Annotated in this window: 15 protein-coding genes; 5 read left to right on the top strand and 10 right to left on the bottom strand. The window is 62.7% G+C overall.

Annotated elements, in window-relative coordinates; translation table 11 throughout:
• Positions 1-23: 23 nt before the first annotated feature.
• Positions 24-1,076 (bottom strand): SMP-30/gluconolactonase/LRE family protein, encoded by a 1,053-nt coding sequence (locus tag F4X08_00170; protein MYD24213.1) that lies wholly within the window; start codon positions 1,074-1,076, stop codon positions 24-26.
• A gap of 277 nt (positions 1,077-1,353) precedes the next feature.
• Here F4X08_00170 and F4X08_00165 point away from each other — a divergent pair, with 277 nt between their 5' ends.
• Positions 1,354-2,616 carry an aminotransferase class V-fold PLP-dependent enzyme gene (locus F4X08_00165; protein ID MYD24212.1) on the top strand — a complete coding sequence of 421 codons (1,263 nt, stop codon included), beginning with the start codon at positions 1,354-1,356 and terminating at the stop codon, positions 2,614-2,616.
• On the opposite strand, the gene F4X08_00160 is transcribed toward F4X08_00165, so the two are convergent.
• Together F4X08_00160 and F4X08_00155 are read right to left on the bottom strand one after the other, a co-directional pair.
• Positions 2,613-3,962 carry a hypothetical protein gene (locus tag F4X08_00160; GenBank protein ID MYD24211.1) on the bottom strand — a complete coding sequence of 450 codons (1,350 nt, stop codon included), beginning with the start codon at positions 3,960-3,962 and terminating at the stop codon, positions 2,613-2,615. The genes F4X08_00165 and F4X08_00160 overlap by 4 nt on opposite strands.
• Before the next feature lie 72 nt (positions 3,963-4,034).
• A complete protein-coding gene (locus F4X08_00155; GenBank protein MYD24210.1) occupies positions 4,035-5,012 on the bottom strand; it encodes a D-cysteine desulfhydrase family protein in 978 nt (325 codons plus the stop codon).
• 357 nt (positions 5,013-5,369) lie between these two features.
• Here F4X08_00155 and F4X08_00150 point away from each other — a divergent pair, with 357 nt between their 5' ends.
• Together F4X08_00150 and F4X08_00145 are read left to right on the top strand one after the other, a co-directional pair.
• Positions 5,370-6,248, top strand: a complete 879-nt coding sequence (locus F4X08_00150; protein MYD24209.1) for a hypothetical protein — start codon at positions 5,370-5,372, stop codon at positions 6,246-6,248.
• A 22-nt stretch (positions 6,249-6,270) separates the two neighbouring features.
• Positions 6,271-8,088, top strand: a complete 1,818-nt coding sequence (locus F4X08_00145; protein MYD24208.1) for a hypothetical protein — start codon at positions 6,271-6,273, stop codon at positions 8,086-8,088.
• Positions 8,089-8,139: 51 nt separating this feature from the next.
• On the opposite strand, the gene F4X08_00140 is transcribed toward F4X08_00145, so the two are convergent.
• Positions 8,140-9,441 carry a UDP-N-acetylglucosamine 1-carboxyvinyltransferase gene (locus F4X08_00140; protein ID MYD24207.1) on the bottom strand — a complete coding sequence of 434 codons (1,302 nt, stop codon included), beginning with the start codon at positions 9,439-9,441 and terminating at the stop codon, positions 8,140-8,142.
• Positions 9,442-9,508: 67 nt separating this feature from the next.
• Complete coding sequence (locus F4X08_00135; protein MYD24206.1) at positions 9,509-10,042, bottom strand: 2'-5' RNA ligase family protein; 534 nt, start codon at positions 10,040-10,042, stop codon at positions 9,509-9,511.
• A gap of 233 nt (positions 10,043-10,275) precedes the next feature.
• Here F4X08_00135 and F4X08_00130 point away from each other — a divergent pair, with 233 nt between their 5' ends.
• Entirely contained in the window at positions 10,276-11,415 is a 1,140-nt protein-coding gene (locus tag F4X08_00130; GenBank protein ID MYD24205.1) for a mandelate racemase/muconate lactonizing enzyme family protein, read from the top strand.
• Positions 11,416-11,628: 213 nt separating this feature from the next.
• Entirely contained in the window at positions 11,629-13,557 is a 1,929-nt protein-coding gene (locus tag F4X08_00125; protein MYD24204.1) for a pyrroloquinoline quinone-dependent dehydrogenase, read from the top strand.
• Positions 13,558-13,637: 80 nt separating this feature from the next.
• Here F4X08_00125 and F4X08_00120 read toward each other — a convergent pair whose 3' ends face one another.
• The 5 genes from F4X08_00120 to F4X08_00100 all read right to left on the bottom strand — a co-directional run bounded on the left by F4X08_00120 (position 13,638) and on the right by F4X08_00100 (position 20,828).
• Entirely contained in the window at positions 13,638-14,570 is a 933-nt protein-coding gene (locus F4X08_00120; protein MYD24203.1) for an ornithine carbamoyltransferase, read from the bottom strand.
• 12 nt (positions 14,571-14,582) lie between these two features.
• Positions 14,583-16,721 (bottom strand): insulinase family protein, encoded by a 2,139-nt coding sequence (locus F4X08_00115; protein ID MYD24202.1) that lies wholly within the window; start codon positions 16,719-16,721, stop codon positions 14,583-14,585.
• 77 nt (positions 16,722-16,798) lie between these two features.
• Complete coding sequence (locus F4X08_00110) at positions 16,799-18,319, bottom strand: insulinase family protein (GenBank protein ID MYD24201.1); 1,521 nt, start codon at positions 18,317-18,319, stop codon at positions 16,799-16,801.
• Between the two features lie 43 nt (positions 18,320-18,362).
• Positions 18,363-19,136: a pyridoxine 5'-phosphate synthase gene (locus tag F4X08_00105; protein ID MYD24200.1), complete on the bottom strand. Its 774-nt coding sequence runs from the start codon at positions 19,134-19,136 to the stop codon at positions 18,363-18,365.
• 63 nt (positions 19,137-19,199) lie between these two features.
• Complete coding sequence (locus F4X08_00100; protein ID MYD24199.1) at positions 19,200-20,828, bottom strand: phosphoglycerate dehydrogenase; 1,629 nt, start codon at positions 20,826-20,828, stop codon at positions 19,200-19,202.
• Between the last annotated feature and the right edge of the window lie 125 nt (positions 20,829-20,953).

The following is a 20,953-nucleotide window of genomic DNA, read 5'->3' as shown; positions in this document are numbered from 1 at the left end:
AGCCGCGCCGATTCCCGCATTTGCTACCGTGGAAGATGGTAGCCGTCCTTCATCACGGGGATCCGGTAGAGCCCGGTACCCGCGGTGATGTACAGGATCTTGCTGTTCTCGCCGCGGCCGAAGCCCACGTTGGTAGGCAGCACGCCGGTGGGGATGAAGGCCTTTTCGGTCCCGTCCGGCGCGCGTATGGCGATGCCCGGCCGGGTCATGTCGCGCTCGGACACGTACAGGTTGCCTTCGACGTCGACGACCAGGCCGTCGGGCCCGTCGTCGGGCAGGTAGTCCACGAGAACGCTCCGGAACGTGGCGGACCCGTCCTCGTGCAGGTCGTAGGCCAGCAGGGCCATGCGTCCCTTGTGCACGGGGATGTCGAGGGTGATCTTGCCCAGGTCGATGGAACCGTTGTCGTTGCTGACCACGTAGAGAGTCTGCTGGTCGGGAGAGACCACCACGCCGTTCGGCTTGCCCGCGTCGGTGATGATCCGGTGGATCGACCCGTCCGTATCGATGCGGTACACGGCCATTACGGGTTGTTCCACCGATTCGTTGCCGATGTACTTGGGATCGCTGAAGTAGACCCGTCCCTGCTCGTCGATGGCTACGTCATTCGGGGCGTTGAAGGGCCGCCCTTCATACTCGTGGGCGATGATGTAGGCCTTGCCCGTCTCCATGTCCGTCCGCGTTACCCGCCGTCCGCCTTGGTCGGCGCCCTCCGCGGCGATGAGCCGGTCCTGGGCGTCAAATTTGAGGCCGTTGGACATCCCGCTGGGCGACCGGAATATGGTGGTCTCGCCCGTATCGGGGTCGTACCGCCAGATGTGGCCGGCCTCGATGCCGTCCGCACCCGCCGACGTGGTGAAGGTGATGTCGCTGAAGTAGATCATCCCGTCCGGGCCCTCGGCGGGACTTTCGGTCAGGGCGAGACCCTCGTTGAACACCATCTCCAGGCGTGCGTCGGGCGAGATGAACTCCGGATCGCCGAAGGGCGGATCGGCTTCCTGGGCTTGGAGGGGTGCTGCGAGCAACGGTACGGCGAGCAACAGGCCAATTATTGGAATAGCGAGGCGAAAGGACATGCTTCGGTCTCCTATGACAGCATCCGTTAAAAACGGTCACGAGACAAGGGTTCCGACTTGAACCCTGTATGATCAGAACTGGCTTTATAGCAGGAAGAATCGAGGTAATTGGAATTCCTGCCAGACTATGCCATATGGCGCGTACCGTCAAGGGATTTCGACCGGCGCCGGCCGGTGAACTTTCCTTGACGCCGGGCACCGGATCCTGTACCGTCCTCGTACGCCATTCCCAGCACAAAATCATCAATCAACATGGAAATACAACAAGGAGCAACTCATGTCCGTATCGAGACGGGAGTTCATGGGCGTCGTGTCCACGGCCGCCCTCGCCGGCGCCGCCGGACTCGCATGCAGCGACGAATCGAACCAGGCCCCGGCGGATGTCAGCGCCGCGCCTCCCACCGGCGACGATCCGCTGGGCGTTCGCGCGGATTTTCCGGTCGCCGGCGATAACCTGTACCTGAATACACCGTACATCGGTCCGTCGCCCCAGCCTGCGGTGGACAAGACTATCGAGTTCCTCGCGGCCAAGTCCCGCGATCCGGTCCATTTGCGCGCCATGCTCGATGAAGAGGAAGCCGTGCGGGAGAAGTTTTCGCGCCTCATACGGGCCCGGATCGGGGAGATCGGCCTGGTGTCGTCCACCAGCGAAGGCGAGAACATCGTGGTCAACTCCCTGGACCTGAAGGCCGGGGACAACGTGGTGATCGACGATCTACACTACATGACTTCGCTCGTGATGTACAGTCAACTTGCCGAGACCCTGGGCATCGAAACGCGTATCGTCCGGAACGTGGACGGCGTGGCTTCGCCCGATTCCTTCGCCGAGATGGTGGACGAGAACACGAAGCTGGTCTCCGTGGCCTGGATATCCAACCGGAACGGCTATCGCCACGATCTGAAAGCCCTGGCGGACGTGGCTCACGCCCAGGGCGCCTACCTGTATGCGGACGCCGTACAGGGCGTGGGCATGGTCGATCTCGACGTCGGACCGACCGGGGTCGATTTCCTCACTACGGGATCCTACAAGTGGCTCCTCGGCGGTTTCGGCGTGGCGCCGTTTTACGTGCGGGAATCGGTAATGGACGTGGTGAAACCCGACCGCCTGGGATGGAGAATGGTGGACGAAAGGCTGCCCGACTACCAGTACACGCTATATACCGACGCCAGGAAGTTCGGATACGCCACGCCGGCCTTCGCGGCGATCTACCAGCTTTCCGGGTCGCTGGATTACCTGCTTAACGTGGGAACCGACCGAATCGAACAGCACACGGTCGCCCTGGCGCACCGCCTGCACGCCGGATTGACCGAGCAGGGGTTCGAGGTCTTCACGCCGCCCGGCAACCAGTCCGCCATCGTGTCCTTCAACCACGGCGCCGATCAGGAGGTGATCGAAAAGCAGCTCAACGACGCGAGCGTCTGGTTGTCCTTCCGGGAGAACAACACCCAGATCCGCGTGGGTCCCGCCATGTTCAACAACGAGCAGGACATCGACGCCTTTCTGGACATCACGAAGGGCTGGAGGGAGACCGCCAGCTAGCCGCGGCTTCTGCCCATGCGCCACCGCACCACGATCGTTTCCGTGACGAAACCACTGTAGAGGGCCGCCACGCCGCGGATCGCCCCGTGCAGGTCGAAGAGCGCGAGTACGTTCACGACGATGACGATCGCGCCGGCCCGGGCGGGGCCGCTCGGTGCGATGGCGCCCGTCCGGAGGTCCCGCAGCGCGATCCCGTGGAGATAGGACCGGATCGTGACGGCGAGGGGAAAGAAGGAGAAGATGATCAGCGGCACGGTGCAGCGCACGGCGAAATCGTGATCCACGCCGATCAGCGTCTCAAGCAGGAAAAACCTCATCGGGGTCCAGAACATCAGGACCATCGTCCCAAAGGAAATCAGACCACAGATGGCCGTGAACCGGCGGATGATCCGGCCTTCCGGATCCTGCCGCTGAAAGGCGGGCGGCAGGTTCTTGAGTTCGTTCAGCCACCCGTAGGGCAGATGCGCGAGGGCGTACACGATGGTGAGCACGGCCAGGGATTCCGTGCCGTCCGCGCCCCGGGCGACGAACAGGTTGATGATGGGCCGGCTCAAGGCCTGAATGCCGATCGTTACGGCCAGGGGCCAGTAGAACCGCAACACATAGGCCGCGGTCAGCGGATGTTGTCTCCTGGAGACCGGTTCGCCCACTGCATCCTGCCCGGCCGCATCCTGTCCAGCCGCTCGCTCCACTTCCGTGCTCCCGCCCCTCCGCAGTGATCTCCGAACGAATCGCCGGTAGCCGTAGATGATCACGGCCAGTTCCGTCAGGACGCCGAAGTAGGTCGCGGCCACCGGCAGCAGAATGGGATCGGCCTGAACGGTCGGCGTCGGAAGGAACAGGAACACGGACACCACACTCATGCTGATGCCCGCCATCATGGCATAACTGATGATGTCGGTCCGCCGCACCCGCAACAGGAGTCCCGACAGGAACCTCGTGATGCCCACAATCAGCGGTATGGGCAGCAGGAGTCCGAGCGCGCTGCGCACCGTGCCGCCGAGGATCGGGTCCACAGCGTGAAGTTCGTCGATCACCCACAGCCCCACCGGCGTGAACGCCAGACACGCCAGTACGAGGAAGTGCACGCCGCCGAAACCGGCGACGCATCGAAACACGGTGTGGAAGGTCGCCCGGTCCCGGACGAGGACCATGGACATCTGCCGGGTCTGGGAGACGGTGCCGGTCAGGAAGGACGTCAGCCCCCAGGCAATACCGTACGCGGCCAGGGTTTCGGTGGGTCGGGGCACACGGGCGATGCCGCCGTTGATGACCTGGATGCCCAGTTCGTAGATCAGTTCGGTGATGACGAGGGGGAGGAGGAACCAGAATAGGGTCCGGTACATGGTAGGAGAGTATAGCCGGGCGGGTTACTAGGGTCAAGGATGGGGAAATCGAAGGGATCCGACGCGACCCGATCAAGGCTCGAATCGCGTAAACTCCACCGGGGGAAACTGTCCGGCATAGGCGTGGACCGCCGGGGTGCCGCCCAGGTGCATGAGCAGTATCCGGGCGTCCGGTTCGAACCGTCCTTCAGCAGCCAGCTTGAGCAGGCCGTGTATTGCCTTCCCCTCGTAGACGGGATCGGCCATGATTCCCTCGCTGCGCGCGAGAAGCTGGATCCCCTTGAACACCTCTTCGTTCGCGATACCATAGGGATCGGCCGTGGCGGTGACAATCTCGATGTCGTCGGGACGGACGCGCTGCGGCAGGGCCAGGGTTTCCAGCGTAGTATTTGCAAGCCGGAGTACCCTCGTCTTTTTGATCTCGGCCTCGTTATCGTCCGACACGCCGATCACGCGCGTACCGGCTGCCATCGCCGCGAAACCGGCGACCAGTCCCGACTGCGTGCTGCTGCTGCCCGTGCAATGCACCACGTAGTCGAATTTAAAGCCCTGGTCGCGTGACTGCCGCGTGATCTCGGCGGCGCAGGCGACATAGCCCATGCTGCCCAGTGTGTGATCGGAAGCGCCGCCCGGGATGAGATACGGATTGCGTCCCTGCCGGCGCAGGTGTTCGGCCAGATCTTCAAGCGGACCTTTGTCCTCGATGGATCGTTCGCGGTCATCCAGGTAGAGTTCGGCGCCCAGGATATTGCTGAGCAGGATGTTACCCACGTGACGGTATCCGGGTCCCGCATCTCTGGTCCAGGCGCAATGCAGCAGCGCGCACCGCAACCCGCACCGGGCTGCCGCGGCCGCCGTCTGCCGGGTGTGGTTCGACTGTATGGCACCGACCGTGACCAGGGTATCGTCGCCCATCCGCAGGGCGTCGCCCACCAGGAACTCCAGCTTGCGCGACTTGTTGCCGCCACCCGCCAGCCCGGTCAGATCGTCGCGCTTGATCCAAAGCTCCGGCCCTCCCAGGTGCGCGCCGAGATTCGGGAGTTGATGAATCGGCGTGGGTAGTTGAACCAACGGCGCGCGAGGCAGGTCGGGCAACTGATACAGCCAGTCGGCGAGTTCCCGGGTATCCGTCAAATCGACTTCCTTCGTTGGGGGCAACGGGCCATGGGGGTGTTTCTGGAATCTGGAACCACTGCGCGTTGTCGCGCAACCCTAAACTTTCCGGCTACCGGGAAACTTCCTTGTTTGCCTCATGGCCAGTGTTTATTTTGGGGCGGTGTTTCCGCGAGGTGGACGTTGAAATTGTCCTATTCACGCGGGACGACCATCGTTGGGAAGTTGAATTGAAGATGTTGCACCGCAGCCGATAAAAACAACAATTTCAATCAGTTAAATTTGGAGTGTTCATTGGGAACTGTCCCCCGTGATCACTGGCTTATCGGATCCAAGGGCGTATACCACGGCACCATTGGTGGATCCTGGACGCGCATCGGCGCCCAGGAGTACGGCATCTCCAGCCTGATCCGTGAACCGAGCCGCCTGGTGGCTGGCGCGAGCTGGGGCAGCGGACTCTGGGAGTGGCCGAACGACGCGGACCAGGCCGGCCGCTGGAAGCAACTGCACGACGAGACGCTAACCGAGATCATGGCCATCGCAGCGATCGCAGGATCGCCGGGTGTGATTGCTGGATCCCCCTACGGCATCGCCACGGGTCGCTACGACGACCTCGGGGCGGTCCGCTGGACGCATCACTCGGACGCGCTCCGCGTCAACGAACGTTTCACCAACGCCATCCTCGTGCATCCCGACGAGCCCAAGACGTGGTTGATCGGCACCGAAGGCGGCGTCCTGATCGCGGACGACTCGGGAGCGGCGTGGCGGCGGACCAGTATCTCGGGTACGGCCGTTCGCGCGCTGGCACATATGGGCGGTCAGTTCTGGGCGGGCACCGACGACCGGGGGATCTGGCGCAGCGAGGACGGTGAACGCTGGGATTCGGCGGGCCATACGGCGGACGGCGGCGCGGTCTTCGAATTGATGCGGGCCGGCGACGATATCGTTGCCGCCACGGAACACGGCGTGGCCATCGGCGATGGTTCGGGCCACTGGGTTCGTAGGGGACCCCGCCACCTGTGCGCGGCCGTGCGATGCCATCCCGGTTCGACGTCGACCTGGCTGGCCGGCGCCACACCGGGCGGGCTGTGGTACACGGACGACTGCGGTCATGGGTGGCAACAGATACCGGGTTTCGTAAACGTTCGCGCGATCATTGCACCTGAAGCTTAGTCAAACCCCCAAAAACCAACACATGGACCAGGCAACTTACAACAGGCAGGTAGACGAGCGGGCCGACCGGGTCGTCCGGCAATGGTCGACGCGGGACGGTGGCGGTCTCTGGGACCTGAACGCGCACCTTGCGATGGGCATGGACGACGCGAAGGTCGTCGACATCGTGCGGAACGCGCTTTCGGACCAGACGGACGGATGGGGAGGCCGCCCCGCCGGCGGTCCGTTCCACGTATATCCCTGCGGCGCGCTCATCGCCCGGTGGCCCGACCGGCTGCCGGAGGAAGCTTTGGGGATCATCCGGGATTTCATGATGGACGGCGTCCTCGAGCGCGGCAACACGGAGAACCACTGGCTGATGTTCTACGTGGGTAACCTGCTGGCGGCGGAACGGTGGCCGGACGCGACATGCATGTGGAACGGCCTGTCCGCGGAAGCCAACCGGGCCGAGGCCATGCGCTGGATCCTGGGGATGATCGAACGCACCGCAGTCAACGGCCACCACGAATACGACTCTCCCCAGTACCACGTGGAGCACATGGTGCCGATGATCACGCTCGCGGACCATGCGGCCGACCCCCACCTGCGCCGGCAGGTCGAACAGGTGCTGTCCTTGTATGTGGCGGACATGGCGCTGGAGTATTACTACGGATCCTGGGCGGGCGGCCACAGCCGCGAAGGCTACCGGGAGAACACCTGGAGGAAATCCGGCGCGATCTCCGCACTGCAGTATCTGTACTTCGGCGACGAGGAGTTCGAACCGAAGCATCACGTCCATGGCTTCTGCATCCCGCCGGCCACGGCCGCCTACCGGCCCCCGGCCCTCTTCGCGGAGATGGCGGTGGACCGGTCCACGGCCCACGTCGTCAAGAAGACCAAGGCGCCCAGGACGATCTACCGACGCGTGGAGCACGAGGCGCGTCCGGTCCGGAAGTACACGTATATGAGCCCGTCCTTCGCCCTCGGGTCGTCGCAGCTGGGCCTGCCGGGCCCCGGGGCCGGCCCCATCGACCTGATTTCATGGGACCTAACGTGGCGGGGAGAGAATCAGCAGGCCAAGATCTGCTGCAACCACCCCTATCGCAGCCCGGAACGGTTCAGCGCCTTTCTCGTGGGCTATCCGCAGCAGATCAGACGGCAGATCGGATCCGACAAGCCCTATCTCCAATGGCCCGACCGGCTTTTCGGCGCATCACCCTATGAAAGGATGATGCAGCACAAGGGCACCGTCATCGTCCTGTACAAGATTCCAACGGACGACGAGGCCCCCTTCATCAACCTGTTTCTGCCCCGGTCTATCGGCTGGGTGGAGCGCGAAGGCTGGATCATGGGAGATACCGGCGCCGGCGCCTATATCGCCCTCTATCCGATCGGTCCCTACGGGTGGTCGGAAATCCGGGAGGAAGGGTCCATGCGCCACCTGGCGGCCAATCCCGACCAGATCGACGGCTGGCTACTCAGGATCCCGGACCTGCATGGCGGACTGGTGCTTGAAGCCAGGGAGGCGGACAGCGAGCAATCGTTTGAAGCGTTCTGCGCGCGCCGGGCCGCTTTATCACCCGACCTGTCCGGATGGCCGGGGAGCGACCGCGTCACCGTCGAGACGCTGGACGGAAACCAGATGGAGATGTACTTCGATGGCCAGCATGGTCAGCATAGCCAGCACAGGGTGGACGGCGAGGCCATCGACTACGACGCCTACCCGCTGTACGAGGCGCCCGGGGTGGACGCGCCTGCCGGAACAGGCAAGATGACGTTTCGCAAGGGGGACCAGGAAGTCAGGCTGGACTTCGGAGTCGACGCCTCGAAACCCCTTCTGCCCATACGGGTGATCGGCTAGTAAAGCGCGACGGCTATATTCGCCACCCACACCGCCACCCCCGCCTTCCCTTCAATCCTCTTCCAACCCTTCCCACGACACTTCCGCACCCAGGGCGCGCAGGTTCTCCACGAAATTCGGATGGGCCCGGTTGATGGACTCCGCGCCGTTGATGACGCTGGTGCCCGGGATGCTCGCGGCGGTCATGTACAGGGCCACGGCCGCCCGGATGATGTAGGGCGCCTCCACGGTGGCCGGCTGAAGGGGACGGTTACCGAAGACGATGATGCGGTGGGGGTCGTTGATGACCGCGTGGGCACCGAATTTGACCAGTTCCGAGATCCAGAAGAAGGCGCCTTCGTATACCTTGTTCCAGAACATGATCGATCCTTCGGCCCGGATGGCCAGGGGGATCATCAGGGGCAGGAGGTCGGCGGGCAGGTAGGGCCAGGGCGCGGCCTCGATCTTGGCCAGGATATTGGACGTGAAGGGGTTCTCGATCCGGTGTGGCTGGCCGTTCCGCACCAGCGCGGTATCGCCTTCGTATTCGATGGTTACGCCCAGTTTCCTGAAGCAGCGGTTGATCAGGTCGAAATGGTGGGGTATGGCCTGCTCGACCCGCACTTCGCCGCCCGTCATGGCGCCCACGGCCAGAAACGTCGTGATCTCGTGATGATCGGGCGTGATCTCCACCGTGCCGCCGCCGAGACGTTCCACGCCCTGGATGTGCAGGACATTCGCACCGATGCCCTCGATCCTCGCCCCGAGGGTGTTGAGGAAATGGCACAGGTCTTGCACGTTGGGTTCGCACGCCGCGTTGACCAGCGTCGATTTGCCCTCGCCCAGGACCGCGGCCATGATGAAGTTCTCGGTCCCGGTCACCGATACGTAATCCTGCCAGATCCGGTCGCCCCTGAACCGGCCGTTCAGCTCGAATTCAATGGGATCTTCCGATACGATACGCCCCCCCAGTGCGCGCAGTACGTCCACGTGCGGGTCGATCTCCCGCACCCCAAGGGCGCATCCCTTGACGTTCGCGAAGCGGATGGACCGGGTCCGATGCAACAGGCCGGGCAGGAGGAGCAGGGCGGAACGCATGCCTTCCGGCAGGGCCACCTCGCCCGTGTCGTCATGGAATCCTGCGTTGTTGACCTGAAGCGAACCGGCGTCCCGGTCCCAGTCGATCCGGGAGCCCAGGGCTTCGAGGAACGTGACGATTTTCTGCACGTCGGTGATGTCCGGCACGTTCCGGATCGTCACCGTCTCGTCGGTCAGCAGGGTAGCGCAGAGAATGGGCAGCACGGCGTTCTTGTTGCCGGACGGAACGACCGTGCCGGAGAGGGGTTTACCGCCTTCGACGATCAGACTGGCCATGGGGATCCTTACAGATTCGATGTGCTAACGGGGTTTTCGGCAACCATGTTTGCGGCTCATAGTAATGCTAACCTAATGCACAGGTAAACAGTTCCTTCACGGGACGGAATTCCACCAGTCCGATCTCACGGTACCGTCCCGAAATCGGTTGGAAGGCCTCACGACCGTACGCCACGGCCTCGATCACTTCGGCCGCCCACAGGTCGATGGCGATCGTGCAGTGCGGCACCCAGTTGCCGGGCAGGTAGTAGCCCATGCCCGCGTTCTCGTGTTTCGAAAACACCTCGTGAAATTGCGCGTGGACTTCCAGCAACCGGCGAGTTACCACGGGCGCCAGGAATACCACCCCTTCCTGGCCGGGGAAAGTCCCCAGGCTGCTCAATGTAAAGTCGAACGGATCAATGGATCGCGCGAATTCGAGCAGCCGCTCCGGGAAACCGGTCGTATCGAGGGCGTCGCCGTAGACCGCGAGGGAAACGTGCGGCCGGGCGCCGAGTTCCGACAGCGAAGGTTGACCCAGGACCCTGCCCAGTCCGTCCCAGATATGGCGAACGGCCTGTTCGCTCGCATCATCGTAAAACAGTTCAATCGCGTAACCCATCAAATCAAGATATGCATTGGGCAGGGCAAGTCAACCACACCGAAAAACAGCGTCTGCTGGTGCCCTGACTCACCTTCTACCGCTCGCTTCCGGCTCGTCTGCCCTTCCTTGACAGCCCGAATCCACCCGTCTATCTTGCTCAAGACTCACCCGCCCCCTGTTCGTCACTTGAATCTTTCTGGATGCTGCCACGGTTGCGGAGTTCAGCACCCCATTCGTCCGGAGTCTCGTTCATGAAAATCACCGCCATCAAAACACTTGCCGGATACTTCAAAAACCGTTCGCGCGGACTGGTCAAGGTGGAGACGGACGAGGGGCTGTACGGCTGGGGGGAAGCCTACTCGATCGGTCCCGACAAGTCCGTGGAACCAATTGCCGACTATATCTTCGAAATGATCAAGGGGGAAGATCCCAGGCGCGTCGAATACATCATGCTGAAGCTGTTCCAGCAGTTTCGCTTTCCACCGGGCGGTACGGGTCTGGCGGTCATGTCCGCCGTCGATCACGCTCTTTGGGATATCAGTGGAAAAGCCGCCGGGCTTCCGGTCTACATGCTTCTTGGCGGCACCGTCAGGGACCGCGTTCGGGTGTATCACAGCGTCGGCGGAAACGCAGGCGAAGCATCTGACCAGGCGCACGAACTGCATGACCGATGGGGATTTACGGCCTTTAAGACGAGTCCCTACCAGGTAGATATCGAGGCCGTACGGTGGGGCCGGGTCTGCAGCGCCGCCGCGCGGTTTTTTGAGGATGTAAGGGACCGCACGCCCGACGAATGGGAATTCGCCTTCGATCCCCACGCCCGGATTTTCGAGCCGGTCAGGGCGCTGCAACTCGCCAACGCCCTGGCGCCATACGATCCGTATTTCTACGAAGAGCCCCTGCGTCCCGAACACATTCCCGCGTGGGCACGGTTGCGGTCGCAAATGCAGGTACCGCTTGCTACCGGTGAATCGCTCTACACACGGTTCGAGTTCCTGGACCTCATGGCAGCCCACGGCGCCGATATCATACAGCCGGACATCTGCGTATGCGGAGGATTGCTGGAGATGCGCAAGATCGCTGCTATCGCCGAAGCGCACTACGTATCCATCGCCCCACACAATCCCATGGGTCCGCTGGCCACGGCCGTCAACGTGCACTTCGCGGCGGCCACACCCAATTTCAAGATACTCGAATATGGCCTTCCTGTGGGTACTGAATGGGAACAGTGTATCGCCGATCCATATCTTCCCGAGGATGGCTACCTGTTGTTGCGCGATCGTCCCGGGCTGGGTATCGAAATCGACGAGGAGGCGCTGAAAGACAATAAGATCGTGCACTGGCAGCGGACATGTACCATTCGTCCTGACGGGTCGACGTCCTACATCTGATGGAACGTAGGCGCGATGTTACACATAGAGGTCATATGAGTTGTACAATTGTACAATACTGAACCACGCAAGGTATACGTGACGGTGATGAAACACTTGAAACATAATAGACATCGCAGGTATTCGACTTAATCCTGTTTTCCAGGAGATTTCAACATGCAAAGCTTGCGTTCATTGACCGCGTTGACGCTCTCGGTCCTGTGGCTCGCCGTGATGTCGTCCTGCACCGGTGACGCCGGTCCAGCGGGTGACGCCTCCCAGAAGGAATGGCGCGCGTACGCCGGAGACCACGCGAGCACCAAGTACGCGCCCCTGGCCGTGATCGACCGGCATAACGTGACGGACCTCGAGGTCGCGTGGCGCTGGGATTCCATCGACAACGCCATCCTGGAGGCGGATTCGACCCTGCGTGTATTCGTGAACGAGGCGACGCCGCTCAAGGTCGGCGGCGTGCTGTACACGAGTACAGCTCTGAGCCAGGTGGCGGCCATCGACGCGGCTACGGGGGAGACGATCTGGTCATACGATCCCGGTACGTGGAAGGATGGGACGCCCGCAAACGTGGGTTTCGTCCATCGCGGCGTGGCCTACTGGGAGGAGGGCGAGGACCGGCGCATCCTCTATGCCACGGGTGACGCCTGGCTCATTGCGCTGGACGCGGGAACGGGCGAACCGATCCCGGCCTTCGGCGACAACGGCCGCGTGGACCTGACGAAGGGCCTGCGCCGTCCGGTCGACCGGAGCCTCTACGCCGTTTCGAGTCCGCCTGCGATCGTCCGCGGGACAGTCGTGGTGGGGGCGACGGTGCTGGATTCATTCGCCGTCGACCGGATGCCCGACGCAGCCATGCCGCCGGGCGACGTGCGCGGGTTCGACGTGCGGACAGGCGAACAGAAATGGGTGTTTCAGACCATACCGCAGGAGGGTGAGTACGGCAACGATACCTGGCTGGACGAGTCCTGGAAGACCGCGGGCAGTACGAACGTGTGGACGTGGATGAGCGCGGACGAGGAACTCGGCTACGTCTATCTACCGGTCAGCACGCCTACCAACGACTTCTACGGCGGCCACCGGCTGGGCGACAATCTCTTCGCCGAGAGCCTGGTCTGCGTCAATGCAGAAACCGGCGAACGGGTCTGGCACTTCCAAACCGTGCATCACGGCATATGGGACTACGATCTGCCCGCCGCGCCGATCCTGCTGGACATCACGGTGGACGGCCGTGAGATCAAGGCGGCGGTCCAGGTCACCAAGCAGGGATTCACCTTCGTCTTCGACCGGGTAACCGGAGAGCCGGTCTGGCCGATCGAGGAACGGGAGACGCCGCCGTCCACCGTACCCGGAGAAACGGCCTCGCCCACGCAGCCCTTCCCCACGAAACCGACGGCCTTCGAGCGCCAGGGGCTGACGGAAGCCGATCTCATCGATTTCACGCCCGAACTGCGCCAGGCGGCCCTGGACGCGATCGCGGAATACGACCATGGTCCGCTTTTCAGCCCGCCGACCACGAGAGGCGTCATCGCGGTGCCCGGACTGGTGGGCGGCGCGAGCTGGTCGGGGGCGGCCGTAAACCCGGAGACGGGCATGCTGTACGTGCCCTCCTACAGCCTGCCGGCCATCATGATCGTAAACGCGTCGGAGGAGGCGGACGCGCCCTACGCGTACACCGGCCGGTTCGCCTACGGTCCCACCGTCATGGACGGCCTGCCGGTGATCAAGCCGCCCTATGGCCGCATCACCGCCATCGATCTGAACACGGGCGAGCATGTGTGGATGAGTCCGGTGGGCAGCGGACCCCGGAATCACCCGGCCCTGGAAGGCCTGGACCTGCCGCCTCTGGGGTGGGACCGCCGCACCTTCCCGCTACTGACACCGTCTTTGCTGTTCGCCGCCCAAATGGGGATCGTGCTGGACCGGCAGGTGTCGGACCGCGGCAACGCCATGACCTACGATTCCGAGAGCAACGAGGCGTTCCTGCGGGCCTTCGATCCGGATAACGGCTATCTGATCGCGGAAATCCCCCTTCCCGGCAATGCGACGGGCAATCCCATGACCTATATGGAGGGTGGCAAGCAGTACGTCGCCGTACCGATAGGCGGGGCGTCGGAAAGGGCGGAACTGGTGGTGCTGAGCTTGCCGTGACAGGCGATGTCCGGGGCGTCCCAGAGAAGCGCGAAGATTCCGGCAGCCGGCATGGAAGGCGCCGGTGGACATGACGCCCGTTACAACCGGTTCAGCAGCCGCAGCATGATGGCCTTCTGGGCGTCCAGGCGGTTCTCGGCCTGGTCGTAGATGATCGACTGCTCGTGCTCGATCATGTCCTCGGCGATTTCGTAGCCGGGATGGATGGGCATGTCGTGCATGATCTTCGCACGGCTGCCGGCGAGCAGGGACGCGGTGATCTGGTAGGGCATCATGATCCCGCTACGCTTTTCCTTCTCGGCCGCGTAGTCGGGATCGTTGAAGAGTTCCATGTCGAGCCAGGTGTCCGTGTAGACGTAGTCGGCCTCCGCAACCGCCTCCCCGGCATCCAGCGTCTCCGTGAGCAGCCCCCTGTCAAGCAACTTCTTCCGGCTTTCCTCGTCGACACTTGCCGGCTCCCTGATCGGACAGACCAGCGTCAGGTGCACGCCCAGCGGCGCGGCGATGGAAACCAGCGAATTTACCACGTTGTTGTACACGCCGATGTAGGTCAGCCTCGCGCCTTCCACGCCCTCCGGACGGTCTTCCGCGATGGTCAGCACGTCCGCCAGGGCCTGGCAGGGGTGGTAGAGGTTGCAGCACCCGTTGATGACCGGCACCGTGGAGGCCTTCTCCATCTCCAGCAGGTCCCGGTTGTCCTTCAGCCGCGCCATGATGATCGCCGCGTTGCGTCCCAGGTACCGCGTCTCGAAGCGGACCTTGCTCAGGGTGAAGTTGGTCGCCATCCAGTCCAGGTTGATGGCGTGGCCGCCCATTTCGGTCATGCCCGCCTCGAAGGAAACCCGGGTGCGCGTGGAAGTCTTCTGGAAGATCATGACCAGCGTGTTGCCCTGCATCCTGCCCTGGTACTCCCAGCGGTAGTGCTTGACACGCCGGGCCAGGTCCAGGATCTCAACAATCTCGCCGTCGTCCCAGTACTTCCAGTCGATCAGGTGCTTGATAGCTGCGGACATACTCGCTTCCTTTTATTCAGGCGCCGAAAACGCGTCGGCCGGTAACTCCGGGTTGATCTCGATAGTCTGGGTCACGGACTCACCGCTGGGATTTCCGTTTTGTTTCATCGACTCCTTGAAGGGCAGTTTGATTCCCCCGACTTCGCGGTAATCGCTCATGGTCGATTCGGCTTCCACGGGGCCCTGCTGGGACATGGACTGGCCGGCCTTCCTGACCGGCAACATGGTCTCCGCGTCCAGGTACAGCCTGAAGGGGTTCAGACCCGGAGGCGTGATCAGAAGCGCTTCCGCCGTCCGTCCTTCGATCTCTTCCTGCCCGATATGTTGCACCATCAACCCCTCCGCGTCCATCCGGCTGTACAAAAAGACCAGGTTCCGCCAGAGTTCCTCTCGCATCGAATCCCGCTGCTGGTCCGGAAGGGGCTGCGTATTGCCCATGGGATCAACTACCAGGGCCTGGTCGCCGGTTAATATCATATCGATGTTTCCCATCGGCGTCTGCATCGTCGTCTTCATTCTGTCCGGAAACGCGACCAGGCTTTCCACGCCGATGGCCATCTCACCCATGGGCTGGATCACTGTGACTTCCGCGGTTACCCTGACCGCCTGAACCGCTGCCAGGGCATCGAGCCCTCCCAGGGCCTCGGCCGAGCGCATCAGTAAATCCCTGCCCATGGCCACGTCGTCCTCGGTGGCTACCGGGGCTTCCACGGCGGGAAGCGCGATGGTCACGTCGATCTCGTTGACCTCGCCGAACGCCGACATCGCCTCGTCGAAATCCTGGTCGTTCCCGACCACGATGAGGCGCATCTTGTCCGGCTGCAGGTATTCGCGAGCCACGCGCTTGACGTCTTCCACGGTCACCTTTTCGATCCCGGTCTTGGTCTTCTCGAGGAAATCCTGGGGATAACCGTAGTACTCGTAGGTCATCTGCCGGTCGATGATCTCACGGCGACTGTCGAAATTGAAGACGAAGGAATTCAGGAAACTTTCCTTGGCCAGGTTCAGTTCCTCTTCCGTGATTTCATCGGTCGTCATCCGACCCACCTCGTGCCGGAGAGACCTGATCGCCTGCGCCGTGGTTTCCGAACTGGTCATGCAGGCCACGTAGAAAATCCCGGGGAAATTGTAGTTGGCGCTGTAGATGCCGAAGACGGCGTAGGCCAGGCCCTGCTCCGACCGGACAATTCGAAAGAGCCGGCCGGAAAACCCGCCGCTGAGGATATCGTTCATGACCCGCAGGGCGAAGTAGTCGGGATTGTCCCTGACGCCGCCGATGTGGCCGAGGACGACCGTGCTCTGGTTGATATCGTCCTTCCGGACCAGGTTCACCGAACTGTCGTAGGTATAGTCGACATCGGGCAGATCGGGCCGCACGAACCCGGCCTTCTCCCATCCCCCGAAAACATCGGAGATCTTCTTTACCATCTCGTCCGTGTCGAAATCCCCCCACACGCCGAACATGGTGTTGTCCGGATGCATCCAGTCCCGATGAAAGGCCACGAGGTCGTCCCGGGTAATGGCGTCGATCGTGGCGTATTCGGCGTGGCGCGCGTACACGCTCTCCGCGCCGTAGATCAGCTTGCGGTATTCCCGGAAGGCCATGTCGGTCGGGTCGTCGTTCCGACGGGAGATCGTGGATCGCGCGGTGACTTTCTCCAGTTCGATCTTGTCTTCGGGGAAGGCGGGATGCATGAGCACGTCCGCGAGTATGGGTAGCACGGTATCCACGTTGTCCTTCAGGACCGACATGAACGCGGAGCCGGAAACCAGGCCGATACTCGTTTCCACGGCCGCCCCGAGCCCCTCAAGCGTCTCGTCGATCTCGTCGCCCGACATGCTCGTGGACCCACCCGTGCGCATTACCGCGCCGGTGATTCCGGCCAGGCCGATCTTGTCCGCCGGTTCATTGACGGAGCCCACGCCGAAGCGGGCGCTCAGGTTGATCATCGGCAGCCGGCGGTCTTCCACAAGGTACAGGATGATCCCGTTATCCAGGACTACCCTGGTCGGCGTCGGGGTGACTATGTCGTTGAGCGGCGGGAATTGCAGCGCTCTGTAGTCCTTCTGTGCCGCGACCGGCAAGGCCGAAAAGACCAGCCCTGCCAGCATCAGGCCAAGTGTAATGACTTTCAGACGGGTACTGCGCATGGGTTCGACTCCTGTGTTCGACTCCTGTGTTCAGGGCAGCGGATGTTCGCGTCGTTCCGTGAACATTAGGTCCGTGATCACTCGGTTCCGCCATCATCCATGGTAACGATCGAAGCCACCGTCCGGTTCTTGGAAACCAGGTACTGGTTGGCTACGCGCTTGATATCTTCGGCGGTCACCTCATTGATCGCGTCAATACTGTGGAAGAGGTTCCGCCAGTCTCCGGTAAGTACATGAAAATAAGCCAGTTGAGTCGCAAGTCCCATGTTGGACTCGAGTCCCCGGATCAGGTTGACCCGGGCCCGCACTTTCGCCCTGGACAGTTCCTCTTCGGTGACTTCCTCGTTACGGATCCGTTCGATTTCCTCCTCGATGGCTTGCTCCGTGTCCGCCGCGGTGTAGTCCTTACTCGGAAAGGCGAAGAACACGATCATGTTGGGGTACTTGCTGCCAGGGAAGTCCGTGAAGGAGGAGGCGTTCACCGCGATTTTCTGATCCTTGACGAGTTTTGTATACAATCGGCTGGTGCGGCCGCTTCCCAGGATATCGGACAGTACGTTGAACACCACGTCGTCTTCGTGGTTGATGTCGACCTTATGGTAACCCATCAGGATCACCGGCTGGGACCGGTCTTCCATGGTTACGCGACGCTCCGCTATTTGCGGGGGTTCGGTCGTCTCAACCGGTTCGACCGGAGGTCCGGCTGGAAGGCGGTCGAAATACTCGTGGGCCAGTTCCTTGACGTGCGCGGGGTCCGCGTCGCCCGAGATGATGATCGTCAGGTTGCCGGCGCCATAGTATCGCCTGAAGAAATCCATCGCCTCCGCGCGGGTCATGGAATCAATGTCCGACATGTGGCCCACGATCGGCTCACCGTAGGGATGGGCCTTGTACGCAGCGCTCAGCATCTCCTCCACCAGGCGTCCGACCGGACTGCTTTCGCTCATCCGGCGTTCTTCCTTGACCACGTCCCGTTCTATGAAGAACTCCCGGAGCACCGGTTCGAGGAAGCGGTTGGACTCCAGCGCGAAGAATAGCTCGAGCTTGTTCGAGGGAAGACTATAGTAGTACCGCGTGGCGTCCCGGCTGGTCGAGGCATTCAACCCCGTTCCGCCGGCGCGATCGATGGCCTCGTCCATGGCATTGGACCGGCCGAGTTCCCGGGCCGCCGTCTTGGCGTTTTCGAAGGCCTGCTCCAGGCTGGCCAGGCGCTCGGGGTCGGCCAGGTGGCCCTTGTGCCGTTCGTTCCGGAGATCGTCGAAAATCTCGTCCACCTTCTCCATGGCAGCATACTCGGCTTCCAGGTCCATGGCGCCGATGGTCGTGGTACCCTTGAATGCCATGTGCTCGAAGAGGTGGGCTATGCCGGTGATGCCCTTGACCTCGTCCGCGGAGCCGACGTCCGCGTAGGTAAGGACGCTTAGGACCGGGGCGTCATGGTTCTCCACCACGATGAAGGTGAGTCCGTTGTCGAGGGTGAATTCCGTGACGTTCTGCTCGAAGGCGGCCAGGTCCTGGGACATCGCCGGACCGGACGGGCCGGACAAGGCAAGAACCAGGACGGCCAGTGGGATGTAGCGCGTTAATCGAGTCTTCATGTAATAACCTCCAGGGAAACCTGATTTACAGGGGAATCCTGATTTATGGTTTGGAAGGGTTCGCTGCGGAAATCACTTCCGCTTTTTCGAGTTCGCCCAGGTACGCGCCCACCGCGGTCTTCAGTCCCATTTCGAGCGCGTCGGCGACCAGCGCATGGCCGATCGAGACCTCGAGTACGTTAGGTACGGTGCCGCAGAACAACGCCAGGTTGTCCAGGTTGAGATCGTGGCCGGCATTGACCCCCAGGCCGATCTCGTGGGCGCGTTCCGCCGCCCTGGCGAAGGCCGAAAGCACGGGCTGCATCTCTTCGGGACCTGCCGCGAAGGCCACGGCGTAGGGTTCGGTATACAGTTCGATCCGGTCGGCGCCGATATCGGGCACCCGCTCGATCTGGTCGAGGTCCGCGTCCATGAACAGGCTGACCCGGCAGCCGAGGTCCTTCAGTTCCGCGATGATCGGTTTGAGTCTATCGGCATGGGTCTCAACGTCCCAGCCTTGGTCCGAGGTGAAGGCGTCCGGGTCGTCCGGGACCAGCGTGGCCTGCGTGGGCCGGGTCTTTCGGACGATGTCCATGACCTGGTGGAAGGGATTGCCCTCGATATTGTATTCGATATCGGGGTAGTCCTTCAGCATTTCGGCCAGGTCGTCCACGTCGCCGGGCGTAATATGCCGCTGGTCGGGCCGCGGGTGCACCGTGATGCCGTAGGCGCCGGCCTCGATCGCGGTCCGGGACAAGCCCGTCACGCTGGGTATGCCGTGCAGGCGCGTGTTACGCAGCAGGGCCACCTTGTTTACGTTGACACTAAGTTTAGCCATAGACTCTGTATTCCCTTAAACGGCTGTTTTTCTTCAATCGTTCCACATTGCGCGCGGTCGGCATCATCCGGGCATCCAGGGCGGCAGGGCTCCGTGGGCGGGCAGCCTGATGAACCGCGCACTGTTGATGGCCGGGTGGCGCATGATCTCGTCGATGGATTCCTGAGGCGGCACGTCGTCCAGGTTCAGCACGCCCACGGCTTTGCCGCCGGGCTCGTTCCCCAGCCTGCCCACGGCCATCTGGGCGATGTTGACCTTGTACCGTCCGAAGGTGTCGCCGATAGCGCCGACGATGCCGGGCACGTCGCTGTGGTGGAAGACCAGGAGGTTGCCGTCCAGGTACGCCTCCATGCGGTGTTCGCCCAGGCGGATCAACCTCGGCATGTTGTTTCCAAAAACCGTTCCGTCGGCGCGGTAGGTCTCGTCGGCGCATTCGATCTCGACACTGATGGCCGAGGAGAAGAACCCGGCCGCGCTGCGGGTCTGTTCCGTCAGGTGGATGCCCCGTTCCCGGAGCAGCATCTCGCCGTTGACGATATTGACTTCTTCGTCGAGAGCGTCCTCGAGCAGGCCCGCGCAGAAGGCGGAGGTGAGCAGGCGCGTGTTCTCGTCGACCACCTTGCCGCGGTAGGTAAGCCGGCACGCGCGCGGCCCCCCGCTGTGCCACTGGGACAGCAGGATGCCCAGCCGGTAGGCCACGTCGAGATAGCCGCCCAGCGTCTGGTACGTATTCGAATCGATGGTGACGGCGTTCACGGAGTGGCGGACTTCCCCGGTGACCAAAAAGTTGACCAGGAGGTCCACGGCTTCCACCGCGACGTCGGCCTGCGCCTCTTCCGTGCTCGCCCCGAGATGGGGGGTGCACAGCACGCCGGGCATGTGAAACAGCGGGCTGTCGACACAGGGCTCCTCTTCGTAGACGTCCAGCGCCACGCCGGCCAGCTTCCCGGATTCGAGGCCCCGGATCAGCGCTTCCTCGTCGTAGATTCCGCCGCGGGCGCAGTTGACCAGCCGCGCACCCGGTTTTAGCAGGTCGATCTCGTCGTGGCTCACCAGGTGGCGGGTCTCCGGCGTCAGCGGCGTATGCACGGTCAGGTAGTCCACCTCGGGCAGCAGGTCGCGCACTTCGTCGACGTACTCCACGCCCAGCTTGGCGGCCTGATCGGGCGAAAGAAAGGGGTCGAAACCGATAACGCGCATGGCGAAGGCCTGCGCCCGCGCAGCGACCTCCCGGCCGATGCGGCCCATGCCGATGATGCCCAGGGTCTTGCCTGCCAGCTGGACCCCCGTGAACGCGCCGCGGTCCCACCGTCCTTCCATGAGACTCCGGTTCGCCGGCGCGATGTTGCGCGAAAGGGCCGCGATGAGGGTGAACGTGTGTTCCGCCGTGCTCAGTGTATTGCCGGTCGGCGTGTTCATGACCACGATGCCCTGCCGGGTCGCCGCGACCCGGTCGATGTTGTCCGTGCCCACGCCCGCCCGCACGATGCCGCGCAGGCGCGCGTTGCCTTTCAGCACGTCCGCCGTGATCTTCGTGTCGCTCCGGCAGATGGCGCCGTCGTATTCCAGGAGGGCGTCGCGCAGCGCTTCTCCGTCGAGGCCGGTACGCACGTCGTGGAATACTTCGTCTGCCCCGGTGAGCCGTTCGAGCCCTTCCCGGGCCAGTTTGTCGAGGACGATAACGTGATGCATGACGCGCCGGGTACTCCTTTTACGTGATATGTAAATCCGGGCTGAAGTCCGGACTGTAGCTCAGGCGTAAACCCGGACTGAAACACGACCGGATAAACGGCCGAAGAAACTGCCGGATTCCCGGT

The sequence above is a fragment of the Gemmatimonadota bacterium genome (assembly GCA_009841265.1).
Classification (GTDB): Bacteria; JAAXHH01; JAAXHH01; order JAAXHH01; family JAAXHH01; genus JAAXHH01.
Note: the sequence above shows the minus strand (reverse complement) of the source record. Positions and strands in the feature narration are given on the sequence as shown.

Coding starts and splice junctions, on each gene's coding strand:
- F4X08_00170 (MYD24213.1), bottom strand. CDS start 1,076: ATGTCCTTTCGCCTCGCTATTCCAATAATTGGCCTGTTGCTCGCCGTA.
- F4X08_00165 (MYD24212.1), top strand. CDS start 1,354: ATGTCCGTATCGAGACGGGAGTTCATGGGCGTCGTGTCCACGGCCGCC.
- F4X08_00160 (MYD24211.1), bottom strand. CDS start 3,962: ATGTACCGGACCCTATTCTGGTTCCTCCTCCCCCTCGTCATCACCGAA.
- F4X08_00145 (MYD24208.1), top strand. CDS start 6,271: ATGGACCAGGCAACTTACAACAGGCAGGTAGACGAGCGGGCCGACCGG.
- F4X08_00140 (MYD24207.1), bottom strand. CDS start 9,441: ATGGCCAGTCTGATCGTCGAAGGCGGTAAACCCCTCTCCGGCACGGTC.
- F4X08_00135 (MYD24206.1), bottom strand. CDS start 10,042: ATGGGTTACGCGATTGAACTGTTTTACGATGATGCGAGCGAACAGGCC.
- F4X08_00130 (MYD24205.1), top strand. CDS start 10,276: ATGAAAATCACCGCCATCAAAACACTTGCCGGATACTTCAAAAACCGT.
- F4X08_00125 (MYD24204.1), top strand. CDS start 11,629: ATGTCGTCCTGCACCGGTGACGCCGGTCCAGCGGGTGACGCCTCCCAG.
- F4X08_00120 (MYD24203.1), bottom strand. CDS start 14,570: ATGTCCGCAGCTATCAAGCACCTGATCGACTGGAAGTACTGGGACGAC.
- F4X08_00115 (MYD24202.1), bottom strand. CDS start 16,721: ATGCGCAGTACCCGTCTGAAAGTCATTACACTTGGCCTGATGCTGGCA.
- F4X08_00110 (MYD24201.1), bottom strand. CDS start 18,319: ATGAAGACTCGATTAACGCGCTACATCCCACTGGCCGTCCTGGTTCTT.
- F4X08_00105 (MYD24200.1), bottom strand. CDS start 19,136: ATGGCTAAACTTAGTGTCAACGTAAACAAGGTGGCCCTGCTGCGTAAC.
- F4X08_00100 (MYD24199.1), bottom strand. CDS start 20,828: ATGCATCACGTTATCGTCCTCGACAAACTGGCCCGGGAAGGGCTCGAA.